Raw genomic sequence first — 15,511 nt, 5'->3', positions numbered from 1 at the left:
TTACCCCTTTTTAAACACTGCTGACATAAGGCTGTCACTTCTACCTTTTAAATTTGTTGCAAACAACAAAAAAAACAAATAATGGATATTCAACAGTTTCATGTTATAGGCATCAGTATTGTAACCACGAATGAAAATGGGCAGTCAGCACAAGACATTCCTGCGCTATGGCAGCGTTCTTTTCAGAAAAATATATCAGCATTGATTCCCAATAAGATAGACGATACGATATATAGTATTTATACTGATTACGAAAAAGATCATACCAAACCTATACAACTATATGGTTGCCGTGTATCTACTCTTGATGTAATACCAGAGGGCATGACAGGAAAAACCATCAACAGTGGAAAATATCTCTGCAGGTAGCAAAAGGGAATGTTTCACAGGGTGCCGTTTACAATGAGTGGTTAAGATCTGGAACTCCGACCTGAAAAGGATTTTTACGGCTGATTTCGAAGTATATGGAGAGCGGGCACAGCACCCTGAATTGGCGGAAGTAGATATCTTTATGCTGTCGAATAATACAGCTTAACATCAGCAAAAATAAAACAGCGGCGAATACCCGGCTGCACAAAAAACACAACTACTAAAACCAACGTTGTTAGTCTCTTCTGTGAATTGGATAGCTTACTTTACCCCGTATCACTTTCGTAAAGTGAATATTATCGGCCGCTGCACCTATCTGTAATTCAAATCTCCGGGCTCTACGACATATTTCATCCTTTCATTGTAAAGTCCCAGTTCTGTAACCGGTATTTCCAACTGCACCGTCCGGGTCTGTCCTTTCCTGATCAATTCCTTCCTGAATGCCTTTAACTGTTGTACAGGTGTTGCTACCGAACTAACCTTGTCACGTACATACACCTGCACCACTTCCTTTCCATCCCTGTTTCGGTTTTTACATCGACAGCAATACGGATAATTCTTTCTCCGTCAGCACTGTATCAGTCACTCTGCAGTCAGATATTGAAAAGTGGTAAAAACTCATTCCGGTACCAAAAGCCACAATGGATCCGGACGATCGAAAAGTAATGTCCTTTTGGATCTTCCGGACTACCGGCCTGTCAAAGGGCTCATTACGGTCTGTTACAAGTGATTGTAGTAATAGGTGTTTGCCGGTACTCCGCGGAAAAGAGACATTCAGTCTTCCGGAGGATTAACTGCACCGGTCAATATATCAGCCAATGTATTACCCTGCTTTTCTCCCCCATACCATTGTACCAACAAGGCATTTGCATTCTCTTTCACCCACGGCATTGCCAGTGGTTTACCGGCAATAAACACGACGATAAATGGTTTGCCGGTTGCTTTAATGGCCTTCAGTAATTCCTGCTGCTATACACCAGGTAATTCCAGAGAACTGAGATCAAAGCCTTCTCCTGTGGTAGTATTGCGGACTGCGGCCAAGAAAAGTACTGCGCGTACCTATAAGCCACAATCGCCAATCACTGGATGCTACATTCTTCACTGCTTCAGCGATACCGGCTGTATCGCGGCTCCACCAGTCACACCCCTGTGCGTAGTGCAGCTTTACTTTATTGCCGATCGCTTCTTTCAGTCCCTGCAATAAGGTGGTGCCCTTTGGAATCGCGGCGTGTCCATGAATAATCTCCAAAACAGTCTGATCTGCATTAGGCCCTACCACGGCAATAGATTTATACTTTGCGATATCCACGGAAGAATATTATTATCATTCTCAGCAGGACAGCACTTTCATCTGCCACCATTTTTGCTATTTCCACATGAGCGGCACTACGTACGATCTTGCTTACCCGCGCAGGATCACCAAAGGGATTATCAAATAACCCAATTCAAACTTAACAGTAAGTACATGACGCACTGCCGCATCAATGTAGGCCATGTCAATTAAACCACTTTCTATGATTTTTCCAGCGTTCCTTCATGCTCCACGTCCAGATCAATACCTGCGATCAAAGATCTGATAGCAGCCTGTTCACGGGAATCTACTGCATGATGAAAAGTCTGCAGCCGCTCAACAGATCCCCAGTCAGAATAAACGTAGCCTTTAATCCTAACTTCCCCGCAATATATCTGTCATATAATAACGCGGACCCGCTCACAGCCACTCCGTCATAAGCACTATAACAAGACATCAGGGATAAGGGATTCGTATTGGCTACACTTTGTGCAAAAGGATACAGATAAGGCTTCTCATATCCGCTCCCCCCACTCACGTTAGCACAGTTCAATCCTCCGGAAGGCGAACCCATGGGCTACGAAATGCTTAGGAGTAAGGAATATTAAACGCCTGATAACCCTTTATAAAGCGGTGCCCATTCAGCAATCAGGAAAGGATCTTCTCCAAATGTTTCTTCTACACGCCCCAACGTAGTTCTCTCGCGATATCCAATACGGGCGATAATATCTGATGAATGCCATTACCTGTGCTTCTTCTCCGGCGGCTGTGGTCATTTTCCTGATCAGCTCCGGATTGAATGTACTGCCTTGCGCAAGCGCATCGGAAAGATGGTACAATTGTTCTGCAGAATACCTTCGATTCCCTCCACAGCCGTCAATACCGGAATACCCAGCCTTGTTTTCGGAAGCATATAGGTTTGCAGTTGCTGATACATATCGGCACAATCCTGCGCTTCATGTCATTTCATGTGTACAACAAAACTCTCGCCTTTAAAATATTGGCTATTTCGTCGGTTCTGCCTGCACCCCTGTTTTGCAATTGCTACCTTTTCCCGCAAAGTCATCCGTCTTAGCAAATCTTCTACACGGGCGGATACAGGCGCTTTTTTATTCTTATATAGCGAAGTATCCAGCTGTTGACTTACGGCAGCTGATATGCCGTAAGTCAACAGCAAAGTGGTGATAATTATTATCTTTTCATTTACGTACGATATGTTGTTAAACGGTTCTGCCGTAAGTTTAACCCATCTTTACCTACAGCATTGCTATCAAACTCAATCGTCACCGTTTTCGTCTCCCCATTCATCAGAGAGAAGTAATTATCACTGAAGATAGCTGGAAGTATCTGCTTACCATCAGCGGCGCCTGTCAACAACAATCTGATTCCAAAAAGCGGCACTTGCCGATGACCGGATTACTGATTGTAGCGGTAACATAGGTTTTTCCATCTGTTTTGGTCGTCTTATATTGTAGTTTCAACTCAGTCTTGCCGAGTGTATTTAAAGCGGTATAATCTTTACGTTATTACCACGCCAGTAAAAGTTTTCGGATATAGGCTGACCTTCTTTATCAGAGAGTTTCAGTCTGATAAAATGTACATCACTCAATCCTGCACTGGCTACATCTCCCTGATACACTTCAAAGTCATACAATGAATATCCCCACCAGCTGCCACGTTCGATACCATGCATTCTTACATAACGTGCAGACACTTCAGGGAAAACGATTTTCTGCTGACCAACACGTCCTTCATCTGTACGATATACCTGATGCCATCTTGTATTGTCATCAGATACTTCTATTTAAAGGACTTCGCATAAGCTTCCTCCCAGTTAAGGCCTACACCATTTACTACTTCTGTTTTGCCAAGATCCACAGCGATCCATTCATCATCATTATACCTGCTGGCCCAACGTGTCTGTGCATTACCATCATTGGTAGCGGCAGGATCACCATCCTGAGAAGAAGAAGCAAACATCTTTTTACCTCTTGCCAGATCCGTCTGATCAGGTGTCAAGTCAAGTCTGAATGCCTCACCTGCGCTGTAAGCAGGGGAAGAAACAGAGGCAGATTTACTGTATTGTTTAACAATACGTCCATCCAGATTATAGATATCGGCACTGGCAGTAAGATCCCCGACATCACTACGGGTGGTATTACGACCTTGATCGCATTGGTAACAGGGTTCCATTGAATATGTAATGGCTCGCAGGCTTTTTTAGCACCAAAATAAGCACCGGTGAGGTCATAGTAATAATCGTAGGTCTGCCATACCATAGATGGATAGGCGGACTGGCTCATCCAGGTCATGACACCGGCAGCATCTTCTCCGATATGATCCAGCCAGCCTTCATACATTGCTTTATTGCTTTCCAGATTTACAAACTGTGCTTTACGGCAATAGTCTTCAATCCCTTCCGGCTTACCGTATCCGCGGGAAATCATCTGGTCATATTCGTCCGGACCAGCATTAAATGCATTCGGACCAAAAAAGTGTTGGTTCCACATCTCATTACGTGGCCACCATTTATCTTCCGGCATGAATTTCTTAAAGCTCTCCATGTTCACAAAGACAGCGGTACCGATCTCGCTACGCATACCCCAGCCTTTGTTACCACCAAGACCTGTCGGATAAGCCGTAAAGTAATATCTCGGATCTTTTGCCATCCATGGACCACTACCTGTCAGTCCTTCTGCATGAGAATTGGGCTGATAAAAGCGGTCTCCCTTATCAAAAACACGTACATCTTCCCTTAACCAGTTATTCAGTGGTGGTTCCGGCCAACCTTCATTGTCCGCACACCAGATTGCAACAGCAGGGTGATTTCTGACACGTTTTATCTTCTCAATAGCGTTTGCATTGAAAGCCTGCAGATCAGCAGGCAGATTCGGATTTGAATTCAGCCAGAATTCATCCCACACCATGATACCATACTTATCACAGGCCTCATAAAACTCTTCGTCTGTTGTTAAACCGATCCAGTTACGGATCATGTTAAAGTTCATTTCCTTATGCAGGCGAACCTTTGTATCATATTCGGCACCACGGCAGCGCAACATGTATTCAGACATCCCCCAGTTACCACCTTTGATAAACACCGGCGTACCATTGATCGCGATATGCAGCACGTCACCAGTCGTATCATAGCTATAGCGTTTCACTCCAAACTTAACATGCTTTTCATCAGAGATGTTATCCCCGACCAGCAGCTTCAGGTTCAGTTCATAAAGATTAGGCTCACCATAGCCATTGGGCCACCATAACTTAGGATTGTTCAATATCAGTTGCTCGAAATCACGTTTGGTGAGGCTGATATCTCTCGTGCTGTTACGACCAACACGTACTTTCTGCGAAAATTGAATATTACCGGGCATGATAGTGCCTTGCAGGGTACCATCCACGTCATTTGAAGCACTGTTTTTTACCTGCATAGATAAGGATACATAGGCCTTTGCATTTGTAGGCAGATCTGTGCGCACCCATGGATCCTGTATAGAAAGATCGCCGCTACAGCTAAGGAACACTTTATCTGTAATACCCGAATTTAAACCGGTACATAAGGGATCCAGTCCCATCCTGCACTGGCTACGTAGTTAGGGCTACCCACATTTGCGAGTGGTTGTATGGGAATACTGACGAGGACTGCCAATACATTATTTCCGTCAGCGCCGACATCATTGGTAATATCAAAATGACCACGGTCCATAAATCCATCAAGGTGACCGATCAGTTTTCCGTTAAGATAAACAGACGCTTTTCTGTTTACACCGTTAAAATTGAGCCAGACTCTTTTCTTTGCATAGGTAGCAGGAACTTTAAAAGTAGTTCTATACCAGAAATCCCTGTCGTATTTACTGCGATCTACTTTATAAATATTATCGCCGAAATTAGGATCCGCTTCCTTACCGGCAGCAACAAAAGAGGAAAAGGTAGTGCCTGGCACGATCGCTTTAATCCAATCTGATATTTGTAGCTGAGGATCTTTTGCTTTTGTACCTATTTCGGCATCTGACTGTACATACCAGATCTGTTGATCCGAGCTACCGAGGCTGACAGTGTTGACCTGTGCAGCTACTACTGTTGGAAATCCGAGGGCGGCCATTACAACCAGCGCCCTGCCTAATAAATGGTTCATTCCCGTCATTAGAAAATTGAGCTTTAAAAAATATATTCCTGTAACAAAATCCCGGTACTGCAAGACCGGCAACAAAGCAGCCATGTAACAACACATCACACGACTGCCTGTTAAGTTTTATCTTATTCTGAGTGCTACTTTTTGAACTGCAGATAGGTATAGACTGATCCGTTTACCACCCATCCAAAGGTGACAGTGGTTTGTTGTGACAATGTGAATGTAAGTGTATGTGTACCGCCTATAGAACCGCCATCTCCGTGGAATAATGCCAGCACAGAACTATTCCCGCTCAGATTGTCAATATCAGGAAGCGTTGTACCTGTAGCGACTACTTCGTTGGCATCGATATTACCACCATTGCCCGCTGTGACAACATCGAGATCATAAGTACCAGCAGGTAATGTAAATGACTGATAGACCTTACCATTCACCAATGGTGCATCCCCCCAGTTTTTTGATTCAAAGTGAATACAACCACCATTATCTGTGGACCATCCACCGCCCTGATCATTATCCTGATTTCTGGCATTGGCATTCACCTGCCAGTCTCTCGGAAGGCCCCATTTTCCTGTTCCATTATCACTTCTGTAAAAAGGATCGCCCGGATTTTTGATAAACACCGCTGTTACATCACCGGCGCGTGTGATCTGCGCAAAATTGCTGACATCAGCTACTTTAAACGTATCCAGCGCATTGCGTTGAGGAATATAGCTGGATTGGTAGGTCACGGCCGTACCGAACTTAAAATCAGTCAACGTGATGGCACTGCTGTCCGGAGATAACTCCACCGTCTTCAACACATCACTATTGTTCGTGTATTGCAACGTTGTCGTGGTGTTGATGGAGTCAGGTGTATTGAACTGTACCCTGACACTACCGTTGAGCAGATCCAGCAGATAGGGCGTAGCCGCATTATAAGGCCGGTTAAAGAGGCCGCTCTGATATTTGGTACCGTACACCCTTACACCGTTTAAATTCACGGCTATAGAGGTCCGTTCCTGTCCATCGATAGAATAGATATTAAAGTTATACGTACCCTCACTCAGACCGGTACGATCACGCTTGCGGTATCATTCGGGTCATGACTATCCGCCGGAAGCGTCAGTGAGTCCTGTTTATTATTCCAGAAAATTTTATAGTGGGTGATCTTTGGATCCGGACTGGGATTCCAGTAAAGCATCGTACGCAGATTACCGGCCCGATATCCGGCATTCTGGATAATACCGGGATAATAGATCTCACCATCTTTTATCAGGTCTCTGTAGGCTTCGTTCTTCTTGGAACAGGACACCACGGTCGCTGCCAATAGCAGCCAGCTGATATTTTTTATGTTCAGTTTCATTGCTTTGCGCGTTGTTGTGGTTATTGCGGAATACCGGAAAAGGTGACTTCTCTGATAATCGTGTAATCAAGTCCGAACCATGTATCTTTCACTACGATCCGGATATACTTTACGGGCGGAATCCCTGCAGGCATGCTAAAATCAATACCGTTATTCACATAAGCTCTGTCAGCTGCATTCGTTTGTCCCTGTGGCAGACCAGAAGGAGGATCCGGAACACGGAAGTTTCCGAGACAGATCCAGTCACCGCTCTGCGTGCCCTGCGGTACTCCACCGGGAGTAGTGGCGTCTGCAGGATTGTCTACATTAGCACCGTAGATGGTAAAGTTCTTTGGATTGTTGGCCCCATAGTCTCTGAAATACATCATGAAGTGAGTCAGAGTATAACTTCTGCCAATACCAAACGAGCATTGCATCAGTCGCTGGCTGGTACCAATGGTGGTCTGCCATGCATTGGCACTGTTATCTTCTGTGATATTGCCATCCCACATATTCTGTACGACACCGCCATAACCAATTACAGCATCGCTGGGCATGAGGTAAGGGAAGAAGTTCCTTTTATTCAATACTTCTTCATAACCCGGTGTGACCGTCACAACCATTGTATCAGAAATATTGCCGTATCGGTCGGATATGTAGACACCAAATTTTGTAGGTTCCGGACGATAGCCCCTTAAGGAATAATTGATGGCAGCCAGATTGGTATAGTTTTCATTTGCTATCGCAAAATTACCTGTTACCGGATCTATTGTGAGTGTGTTGATCGCGATAGCATTTTTGGCAATATTTGTTGCCTGTATATTGATCCCACCATAGTCGCTTCCTATCTTAAGCGATTTTCTTATCAATGCGTAATAAGGCGTATCAGGATGCACTACGACCGTTACAGGATCAGAAGCGATATTAGAACGCGTCACCGCTTTTAGCGTGACTGTATATTCTTTGCTGTCATGAAATCCTTCCAGACGCAGTGTATCAAAGAAATAACTTGATTTGATCTCTCTGGAAGCACCATCACGAATATTATAGTTGGCGACTACATAAAGCAGGTCCTGATCGGTGGGCAGGTCATATTTTACCACTGCTGCGCCATTGTAATTTGTCACTTTTACATTGGTGACAGGCCCCGGCTTATTCTTACCGGAAGCATCCGGCTGCCGGTAAATATCGTCTTTATTACAGGCGCTCAATGTAACTGCTGTCAGGGTTATCAGCAGCATGGTGATTATATTATATTTTCTTTTGTTCCAGTTCATAAAATAACGTGTAATTGGTTTATCAAAGACATATTACCAGGCCGGGTTCTGAATGAGATTACTGTTCACAACAAGACTGTTTGTTGAAATTGGCCACAGGTAATCACGGGTACCAAACACTGGTATCTCCACATTCTTAGCCCGGTAATAGTTGATCGCCTGATCTTCATAGACACTCCATCCTTTTAACGGAGCGCTTAAAACCATTTGTAACTCTTTCCATCTTCTCAGATCCCATCCGCTCTGGCCTTCAAACATAACTCTATACGGCGTTCCTGATGGATGATATCTCTTAAACCATCTTTACTGGCAGGCTTATTGGGGTCTTTTGCATAGCGGGTCCAGGATTCAGTTACTCCCAGCAAGCCGACACGCGCTCTTACTCTGTCTATATATGACAATGCTTCCGTTGTTGGTCCATTTACTTCGTTGAGTGCCTCCGCATACAACAGATAAAGACCGGACATACGCATTACCGGCATAGAGAAGTCTGTCCAGTTAAAACCGTTATCATATACCGTCAGATAGTTAGCCAGTTTCTTTGGCCAGTAACCTGTGATATTGGTTTTCTGCAATGTTTTAGGACCTGCGAGTGAAGACTGACCACGCGCCTCTACGTAATGCGGGTTGGCGCCATCCAGTATTCCGTTTCCGAACCAGATACCACCATCAAACCCGATACTGGCATAAAACCTTGTTTCCCGGTTAAATGGCTTTAATGGTCGTATATCCTTGTTTGATGTAAGGGGCATGGTCCGCATCCCCCATCTGTAACTGGTTACGACCACCATAATCCCAGTTCTTATCCTGTTCTATCGGTACCCCATTATTGGTGTAAAACAGATCAGTAGTGGAGATAGGCACCGCATAGTAAGCCGGGTTATCATTATCATTCTGGTTAGCCCGTTGCGTCATACGCGGTATACAATATTCCTGTCCATGCCATATCGCATTTAAAGACCAGATCAACTCTGTATTGATATCCCAGCGTTGTGTGAGCGAGGTTTGGAAAACGAGCTCCTGTCTGATCTTATCAGGTAAGTTAGCGACACCCGGTGCAGGGATAAAAGTGTTGTTCAGACGTAAGCCTACGCCTTCGCATAAATCGATGGCAGCTTTACAGGCAGTAGCTGCCTTTTGCCATTTGGCAGCATCATAAGGGGAGAAAAGTGCATTCCCTTCTTTGTCTTTAAAATTGGTATAGTCAGGATTTCCATTGAACAAAGGACTTGCTGCTGTCATGAGCAGTTCGGCTTTAATCGCCATCGCTGCGGCTTTCGTAACTCTACCCAACTCTTTCGCAGGATTGTCAATAGTAGCCGGTAAATCCGGGATGGCCTCATCCAGTAGTGCGTCGATGTAATTTACTACAACGTCTACCGGCTGGCGTTTTACTTTCACTTCCTCCGGACTGGCTTCAACTGGCAGATTCTTATCTACGATCGGTATCGGACCGTAAGGCGCAACAGATAGTAATGATAATATGCCTTTAAAAATTTGGTTTCAGCGATCCATCTTATCTTTTCTTCTGCGGGAAGGTCTGCTGGTTTATCAATATTTTCCAGCATGGTATTACATTTCCGGATGGCCTTATACATGGCAATACCATTACCGCTGCCATCCCAATAGTTTAACCCCGGATTGCCGGCATTCTGTGTTCCGGTAATCAATGCAAAACCCGTTATATCAATTGGGTTACCCGGCAGGTTCATCGGAAATATAATCTCTGAAGACATGGTGAAGCCGGGCTTCTGTTAAGGTCATTGAGATTCTGGATGGCATTGTAACATGCAACAGATAGTTTTCCGCTTCATTTCTGCTTCTGAATGCGTAATCCAGTGTACCTACATCCGGAGGTACCACATCGAGGTATTTTTTACAGGCGTTGCCGGAAAACAACAAACCGATCAGGCATAAATATTTATATAATGATTTCATATTACTTGCGCTTGTTTTAGAGATTGACATTGAGGCCTGCATTAAATACTTTCTGTATAGGGTATGCGAAACCGCTACCACCCAATTCCGGATCCCAGAGTTTAAATGAACTCCAGGTGAGCAGGTTCATACCGTTACATAAAACCGGCATTTCTGGATCCCGATCCGTTTGATAACAGATGCCGGCAGCGAGTAGCCTATTTCTGCGGATTTTAAACGCAGATATGAGCCATCTCTCAACCACACGTACTTGGCTGCAGGTTATTCTCTATATCGTTACGATTGATCCCTAAACGAGGATAGAGCGCGTAAATGTTTTGATTATCTTCTGACCAGTGACTATCAGCAAACTGTTTGAGCAGTTGTGTATTGCCATATACATAGGCATCCGGACTCTGTACAAAAGGGCTGACTTTTCTGGGATCGATGAAGAAAGATACCCTTGCCTGTCCCTGAAAAAATGTGGATAGATCCCAGTTTTTATACTGTACTGAAAAGCCGCCACCGTATATAATTTCAGGCACCTGCGGAAACCGACGAAGGTCTGGTCACGCTCATTAATTACACCATCACCGTTGAGGTCATAGTATTTGATATCACCTCCTCTCGGTGCTTTACCTGTAGAAGAAAAGATCTGTGAAGGCGAACTTTGCGCTTCTGCATCGTCAACGAAAAGGCGTTCAGCAATATAGCCATAACCTGAGCGGATAGGATGCCCTACTGTACGACGCCATGGCTCCGGATAATCCGGTTCTTCATAATAGGTGTATTTACTGGTGGCGAGTGTGAAGTTACCACGACCGGATACCAGCAGGTTTTTTCCCAGCTGACTTCTGTAATCCGCAGAAAGGTCAATACCTTTTGAGCGGGCTTTACCAAGATTCGCATATATATCAGCTTCCGTCCGTTGGTGGTAGGGATATAAGAGCGCCTCTGCAGAATATTATAACGATTGTAATTGTAGTATTCTGCTGTAATGTTCAGGTTTCGGAGTGTTGTAAGCTCCAGTGCCAGATTGAGTTGTTTAGATGTCTCCCAGGTAACTTCCGGATCCGGATAGTTGTTGATCGCAACACCAGGTCGGCTATAGCCACGGTTGATACCGAATTCAGCACCACCTCCTCCAGCAAGGTTGACATTGGAACTATAAAAGAACCTTCTGTCGCTGATTGCATCGTTACCCACCAGACCATAGCTTCCCCGGATTTTTAACCTGTCAAAAATGTTATGTAATGGTTGGAAGAATTTTTCTTCTGAAAGAATCCAGCCACCACCGATAGTCGGAAGAATCCATAACGGTGTTCTTCTGAAAATCTTTCAGAACCGTTGTAACCAAAGTTAAACTCGGCGAAATACTTCCCTTTGTAGTTATAGGCGGCGCGACCAGCCAGTCCCATATTACGGTGCGGCAATGCGTCTACCAGTTTGGTAGCATTGGAATAAACGATCTGCTGTCTTGTGAGTACCAGTGTACCGGAAACATTGTGATCTTTGAACTGTCTGCTATAATCGAGGTTACCCTGTATGTATACATTCGTATTGATCGTTGAGCCACCGGGGAAATACTCGAGGTATTCAATTGCATCTCCCGGGTTCTGGTTTAGCCAGCTAAGCGAATAATTATTCTTTGCTCTGTCATAGGATGCAACGTTATAATAAAAGGTTTGTACCCCAGATTGGCGTCAAAATATGCATATCTGTTGGTTTCGAACAAACCATGGAAATGAAGCCCTTTCGTCAGAAAATCCAGTTTCTGGTTCAGTTCCAGTTGTGCCAGTACCCGTGATTCAGAAGAGGTCTTATGTCCTCTTAACAATAGCGCATAGGGGTTATTAAACGGAATACTGTTAAAGGTACCCTGTGGTGCGCCAAAGAGAATATGTTGCGTTGTAAGGTTTGCGGAATCAGCCGGGAAATAAGCAGGGAATAAAACGGGACTGGTGTGTAATGCCAGATTGTAGATATCTGAATTGAATGAGCCGTCCGTCGTTAATGGCCCCTGATAAGAACTAAAGGTACCACTGAATCTTAAGATCACCTCCGTTGTTTTGGTAAGGTTCAGATTCACATTGGAACGTAACTGATAGTTCTGGAATTTGATATTGTTGTTATTGTTGTTGTTTCTATCCTCTGCGAGATTACCATGATCGAGGTTATAGGAACCGGCGACATAATACCTTGCCAGAGGACTACCACCACTGATGCTCATATTACCACGCTGGGTACTTGTACGCTTCTTTAACAGTACGCTTAACCAGTCAACAGCAGGATACACATATGGGTTATAACCCGGTGCTTTGTTGATGGTATTGATCGTGTTGTTGATCTTATCCTGATTAAAAGGCAGTGGTTGCGTCGGATCACGGGTCAGTGTACCTTCATTAAACAGTTTCATATAGGTCACCGGATCTGCGATCTTAAGAGACTGTGTATTTTGTGAAATCGCATTTTCCACCCTTACATTGATCGCCAGTTTGCCCATCTTACCCTCTTTGTATTGACCATATCACGCCATTAGCACCACGGGCACCATACAAGGCGGTCGCACTGGCATCTTTCAGGATAGAAAAGCTGGCGATATCATCCACATTCAACCGGGCCAGATCATTGGTACTGAGCTCGATGTTGTCGATCAATATCAACGGATCCACTTTATAGCCAAATGTGGTAACACCACGGATAAAGAACTGGGCATTATCCTGACCCGGTTGTCCGGTAGGCTGATAAGCGATGATACCAGCTGCCTGTCCCCCAGAGCCATCGTCAGATTACTCGCAGGAATTTTCAGATCAGCAGGCCTCACGGATGTCACAGATCCTACCACTGCCTCTTTTCGTTCCTTTTTACCAAAAGCCGTGATCACCACCTCTTCTGCCCGTCTGATATCATCCTGTAATACCACTTTCAGGGCTTTATTGGTATTTGTGACAGTAAAATTCTGACTGACAAATCCCACATAGGAAATTCTCAATACAGTACCTTCTTTGACGGTCAACACGAAGTTTCCGTTGGCGTCTGTAACAGTACCTATTCTGGGATTATCCACGACGGTGACAGTAACACCCGGCATTGTCTGTCCTTTGGAATCCGAGACATTACCCGTGACGGTAATGTCTGCGGCAGGCGCTTCTATGTTTTTTTTTTAACAGCGCCGCTTTCATGCGCCATCCCGATGCTGATGTTTTTATCCTGAATGGTATAATTCAGTGAGGTATTTTTCAATGCCTCTTTCAGTGCGGTTTCAAGTGGCGTATTATCAAAGTCGGCATTGAATCGTGGTGCGTCTTTGATCATTTTGGCAGACCAGACCACATTGTATCCGGTTTGCTTATTACTTCCACAAAAAACTGCTTTAGGAAATATCCCTTTCATGCAGCGTCATTTTTTGGGCGAATACCGATGCATTCGCATGTAACAATGAAAAGAAGAGCAGTACTGTTGTGATCTTCATAAATCGCAGAATTTTTCCTGCCAGACCGGGAGGCCTGCAGGTGTTGACGATAAAAAACTGTGGCATCTGATTAAAGACGGTTTAAATAAATAACGTGTTGAGTCGCCCAAAGATGCAACTGGACGGCCTCTCCAGAAAGCTTCTCTTCAGCATAGTTGGTATAAATGATACTTTCTTTGGTTGTTTATTTTCTACTGATAATAATGGTGGTTCCTTCCTGCCGGAAGCGCGCGGCCCGGTATTTTCAAGGAGATTAAGCAGTACAGAGATATTACCCTGACGGGTAGCTACCACGCCAAAGGTTTCACTACGCAGACTTTCATCTTCGAAATATAACTGACATTGTACCAGCGGGACATTGCTTTCATAATCACTTCCAATGATTGGTCATCAAATCTGAAATAACCATCCTTCCATGCTATCACATCATCAATATTCACTTTGGAAACTTTCATTGCGTTATGATAGTTAGCCTGTTCTCCCGGTTTGAGTGAAGCCTGTTGTGTGCCGGCTATGACTCTTGCCGCACCACTGACAGCGTCGTACTGACACCCGGTTCATCCCCGTAAGCCTTGATATTAAATTCCGTTCCCAGATCTTCTGTAATAACCGATCCGTCACCACTCTGAAAGGCATTTTTTCATCATGGGTTACCTGAAAATTGCCTCCCCTGTTAATGTGATACGTCGCTCGGCAGCATTTAAAAATGTAACAGGAAACTTCAGGCTGGACATGGCATTCAGCCATACAGTGGTTTTATCCGGCAGCACGACCATAAACTGGCTGCCAGCAGGCGTGCTGATGACGTTGTAGGCGATAGCACATTTGCTGTTGCTTGTTGCTCCCCTTCCTTAATATATATCAACTGAACCATTCGCAGCTTTCGTAACAGTCACATTACCCTGTCTGGCGATATCGCCGTTTTCGGCGTCAGAAAGCAGCACCTGACTTCCGTTTGATAGAGTCAGAATCGCCCCCCTGCACCTGTTTATCAGGTGTATGCAGTTCTTTTTGTGCCATCTGCCGGCTGGACCTGTATTTTAAAAGGTATAGACTTGTACCTGTAACAGCCACCAATGCGACAGCTGCTGCCACCGCCCATTTTCTTCCAACTGCGTGCAGTAGTGGTCAGACCGGTAGCCTCATTGATGTGGGACAAATCTCGTGTAGATCTCGTCCTCCTTTTCATAGGATACAGCGTCATGGTATGACTTTTCTCTATACCAACTGTTCAGCTCTTCTTCTTCGGCCTCAGTAGCTGTGCCATCGGTATACTTTTATTAACTCATTAATTCTCTGTAAATCCATATGTTAGTTTGCAGTGGAATTATAGAAATCAGCCTACAGTTAAATAACCTGTATTCAACCTGATCGTATGTTGCAACGAAGGCTGCGTTCATAACGTACGTTTATATATAGTGACATGAAAAGGGTGCTACACCCTACGGGAAGAAAAATTTTTCGGAGCAATAAGATCTGGGCGATAGTTAATAGTGGGATACCATGGTTTCTCAGTTTACCACGGATAATACGCAAAGCCCTGTTAAGCGTGTTTTCTACTGTTTTTTTGGTAATACCGGTCCGTGCGGCAATTTCTTCATTTTTAAGCCCGAGGTTCCGGCTATAATGGAATACGAGACGGCATTTATCCGGTAATTCTTCTACGATCCCGTCAATCATATCTTTTAAAAAACGGGCCTCTAACTTTCCCTCTTCTTCATGGCGA

The 15,511-nt window shown here is 44.5% G+C and carries 23 protein-coding genes and 2 pseudogenes; 1 reads left to right on the top strand and 24 read right to left on the bottom strand.

Annotated features, from left to right (window positions below):
• The first annotated feature begins 81 nt into the window (after positions 1-81).
• Complete coding sequence (locus tag FEF09_RS32405) at positions 82-369, top strand: GyrI-like domain-containing protein (RefSeq protein WP_222597273.1); 288 nt, start codon at positions 82-84, stop codon at positions 367-369.
• 312 nt (positions 370-681) lie between these two features.
• Here FEF09_RS32405 and FEF09_RS32400 read toward each other — a convergent pair whose 3' ends face one another.
• From FEF09_RS32400 to FEF09_RS29485, 24 genes and pseudogenes are all read right to left on the bottom strand, one after another.
• Entirely contained in the window at positions 682-876 is a 195-nt protein-coding gene (locus FEF09_RS32400; RefSeq protein WP_222597272.1) for a fibronectin type III-like domain-contianing protein, read from the bottom strand.
• Between the two features lie 267 nt (positions 877-1,143).
• A complete protein-coding gene (locus FEF09_RS32395; protein ID WP_261387927.1) occupies positions 1,144-1,287 on the bottom strand; it encodes a glycoside hydrolase family 3 C-terminal domain-containing protein in 144 nt (47 codons plus the stop codon).
• Between the two features lie 82 nt (positions 1,288-1,369).
• Positions 1,370-1,678 carry a glycoside hydrolase family 3 C-terminal domain-containing protein gene (locus tag FEF09_RS32390; RefSeq protein ID WP_222597271.1) on the bottom strand — a complete coding sequence of 103 codons (309 nt, stop codon included), beginning with the start codon at positions 1,676-1,678 and terminating at the stop codon, positions 1,370-1,372.
• Between the two features lie 1,185 nt (positions 1,679-2,863).
• Positions 2,864-3,061 (bottom strand): glycoside hydrolase family 2 protein, encoded by a 198-nt coding sequence (locus FEF09_RS32385; RefSeq protein ID WP_222597270.1) that lies wholly within the window; start codon positions 3,059-3,061, stop codon positions 2,864-2,866.
• A gap of 100 nt (positions 3,062-3,161) precedes the next feature.
• A pseudogene (locus tag FEF09_RS34630) lies at positions 3,162-3,640 on the bottom strand (discoidin domain-containing protein).
• A gap of 35 nt (positions 3,641-3,675) precedes the next feature.
• Positions 3,676-5,238: a glycoside hydrolase family 2 TIM barrel-domain containing protein gene (locus FEF09_RS32370; RefSeq protein WP_222597268.1), complete on the bottom strand. Its 1,563-nt coding sequence runs from the start codon at positions 5,236-5,238 to the stop codon at positions 3,676-3,678.
• Entirely contained in the window at positions 5,208-5,798 is a 591-nt protein-coding gene (locus tag FEF09_RS32365; RefSeq protein ID WP_222597267.1) for a glycosyl hydrolase 2 galactose-binding domain-containing protein, read from the bottom strand. Before FEF09_RS32365 ends, FEF09_RS32370 begins: the two co-directional genes overlap by 31 nt.
• Positions 5,799-5,932: 134 nt before the next feature.
• On the bottom strand, positions 5,933-6,784 hold the full coding sequence (locus tag FEF09_RS29525) for a DUF5013 domain-containing protein (RefSeq protein WP_261387930.1): 852 nt from the start codon (positions 6,782-6,784) through the stop codon (positions 5,933-5,935).
• 56 nt (positions 6,785-6,840) lie between these two features.
• On the bottom strand, positions 6,841-7,140 hold the full coding sequence (locus FEF09_RS29520; protein WP_146308421.1) for a DUF4998 domain-containing protein: 300 nt from the start codon (positions 7,138-7,140) through the stop codon (positions 6,841-6,843).
• Positions 7,141-7,160: 20 nt separating this feature from the next.
• On the bottom strand, positions 7,161-8,396 hold the full coding sequence (locus tag FEF09_RS29515) for a DUF4959 domain-containing protein (protein ID WP_146308419.1): 1,236 nt from the start codon (positions 8,394-8,396) through the stop codon (positions 7,161-7,163).
• Between the two features lie 33 nt (positions 8,397-8,429).
• A pseudogene (locus FEF09_RS34250) lies at positions 8,430-9,148 on the bottom strand (RagB/SusD family nutrient uptake outer membrane protein).
• Entirely contained in the window at positions 9,102-9,797 is a 696-nt protein-coding gene (locus FEF09_RS34245; RefSeq protein WP_261387926.1) for a hypothetical protein, read from the bottom strand. Before FEF09_RS34245 ends, FEF09_RS34250 begins: the two are co-directional and overlap by 47 nt.
• A gap of 35 nt (positions 9,798-9,832) precedes the next feature.
• On the bottom strand, positions 9,833-10,132 hold the full coding sequence (locus FEF09_RS34240; protein WP_261387925.1) for a RagB/SusD family nutrient uptake outer membrane protein: 300 nt from the start codon (positions 10,130-10,132) through the stop codon (positions 9,833-9,835).
• Complete coding sequence (locus FEF09_RS34235) at positions 10,092-10,334, bottom strand: hypothetical protein (protein ID WP_261387924.1); 243 nt, start codon at positions 10,332-10,334, stop codon at positions 10,092-10,094. Before FEF09_RS34235 ends, FEF09_RS34240 begins: the two co-directional genes overlap by 41 nt.
• Before the next feature lie 236 nt (positions 10,335-10,570).
• Positions 10,571-10,858 (bottom strand): hypothetical protein, encoded by a 288-nt coding sequence (locus FEF09_RS34230; RefSeq protein ID WP_261387923.1) that lies wholly within the window; start codon positions 10,856-10,858, stop codon positions 10,571-10,573.
• Between the two features lie 193 nt (positions 10,859-11,051).
• Positions 11,052-11,519 (bottom strand): TonB-dependent receptor, encoded by a 468-nt coding sequence (locus FEF09_RS34625; protein WP_315898204.1) that lies wholly within the window; start codon positions 11,517-11,519, stop codon positions 11,052-11,054.
• Positions 11,520-11,934: 415 nt separating this feature from the next.
• Complete coding sequence (locus FEF09_RS34215) at positions 11,935-12,816, bottom strand: hypothetical protein (protein ID WP_261387922.1); 882 nt, start codon at positions 12,814-12,816, stop codon at positions 11,935-11,937.
• 1 nt (position 12,817) lies between these two features.
• On the bottom strand, positions 12,818-13,015 hold the full coding sequence (locus tag FEF09_RS34210; RefSeq protein WP_261387929.1) for a TonB-dependent receptor plug domain-containing protein: 198 nt from the start codon (positions 13,013-13,015) through the stop codon (positions 12,818-12,820).
• Positions 12,973-13,446 carry a carboxypeptidase-like regulatory domain-containing protein gene (locus tag FEF09_RS34205; protein WP_261387928.1) on the bottom strand — a complete coding sequence of 158 codons (474 nt, stop codon included), beginning with the start codon at positions 13,444-13,446 and terminating at the stop codon, positions 12,973-12,975. The genes FEF09_RS34210 and FEF09_RS34205 overlap by 43 nt, the downstream gene beginning before the upstream one ends.
• A gap of 17 nt (positions 13,447-13,463) precedes the next feature.
• The gene (locus tag FEF09_RS29500; protein WP_146308417.1) at positions 13,464-13,706 is read right to left on the bottom strand and encodes an STN domain-containing protein; all 243 of its coding nucleotides are present in this window, start codon (positions 13,704-13,706) and stop codon (positions 13,464-13,466) included.
• Between the two features lie 366 nt (positions 13,707-14,072).
• Positions 14,073-14,240, bottom strand: a complete 168-nt coding sequence (locus tag FEF09_RS29495; RefSeq protein WP_146308415.1) for a FecR domain-containing protein — start codon at positions 14,238-14,240, stop codon at positions 14,073-14,075.
• Positions 14,241-14,435: 195 nt separating this feature from the next.
• The gene (locus FEF09_RS35215; RefSeq protein WP_409994908.1) at positions 14,436-14,588 is read right to left on the bottom strand and encodes a hypothetical protein; all 153 of its coding nucleotides are present in this window, start codon (positions 14,586-14,588) and stop codon (positions 14,436-14,438) included.
• Between the two features lie 127 nt (positions 14,589-14,715).
• Complete coding sequence (locus FEF09_RS31250; RefSeq protein ID WP_186774622.1) at positions 14,716-14,880, bottom strand: hypothetical protein; 165 nt, start codon at positions 14,878-14,880, stop codon at positions 14,716-14,718.
• Positions 14,881-15,147: 267 nt separating this feature from the next.
• On the bottom strand, positions 15,148-15,511 hold a 364-nt coding region (locus FEF09_RS29485), incomplete at its 5' end, for a sigma factor-like helix-turn-helix DNA-binding protein (protein ID WP_315898203.1).

Origin of the sequence: Chitinophaga pinensis, assembly GCF_007896845.1 — a bacterium.
GTDB lineage: Bacteria > Bacteroidota > Bacteroidia > Chitinophagales > Chitinophagaceae > Chitinophaga > Chitinophaga pinensis_C.
This window is presented reverse-complemented; position numbering and strand designations above follow the sequence as displayed.

What these genes read in the sequence shown, in the direction of transcription:
- FEF09_RS34215 (WP_261387922.1), bottom strand. Translation starts at nt 12,816, where the DNA reads ATGGGCAAACTGGCGATCAATGTAAGGGTGGAAAATGCGATTTCACAA.
- FEF09_RS34240 (WP_261387925.1), bottom strand. Translation starts at nt 10,132, where the DNA reads ATGTCTTCAGAGATTATATTTCCGATGAACCTGCCGGGTAACCCAATT.
- FEF09_RS32405 (WP_222597273.1), top strand. Translation starts at nt 82, where the DNA reads ATGGATATTCAACAGTTTCATGTTATAGGCATCAGTATTGTAACCACG.
- FEF09_RS29520 (WP_146308421.1), bottom strand. Translation starts at nt 7,140, where the DNA reads ATGAAACTGAACATAAAAAATATCAGCTGGCTGCTATTGGCAGCGACC.
- FEF09_RS32370 (WP_222597268.1), bottom strand. Translation starts at nt 5,238, where the DNA reads ATGGGACTGGATCCCTTATGTACCGGTTTAAATTCGGGTATTACAGAT.
- FEF09_RS34235 (WP_261387924.1), bottom strand. Translation starts at nt 10,334, where the DNA reads ATGAAATCATTATATAAATATTTATGCCTGATCGGTTTGTTGTTTTCC.
- FEF09_RS29500 (WP_146308417.1), bottom strand. Translation starts at nt 13,706, where the DNA reads ATGAAAGGGATATTTCCTAAAGCAGTTTTTTGTGGAAGTAATAAGCAA.
- FEF09_RS29495 (WP_146308415.1), bottom strand. Translation starts at nt 14,240, where the DNA reads ATGAAAGTTTCCAAAGTGAATATTGATGATGTGATAGCATGGAAGGAT.
- FEF09_RS32365 (WP_222597267.1), bottom strand. Translation starts at nt 5,798, where the DNA reads ATGAACCATTTATTAGGCAGGGCGCTGGTTGTAATGGCCGCCCTCGGA.
- FEF09_RS29515 (WP_146308419.1), bottom strand. Translation starts at nt 8,396, where the DNA reads ATGAACTGGAACAAAAGAAAATATAATATAATCACCATGCTGCTGATA.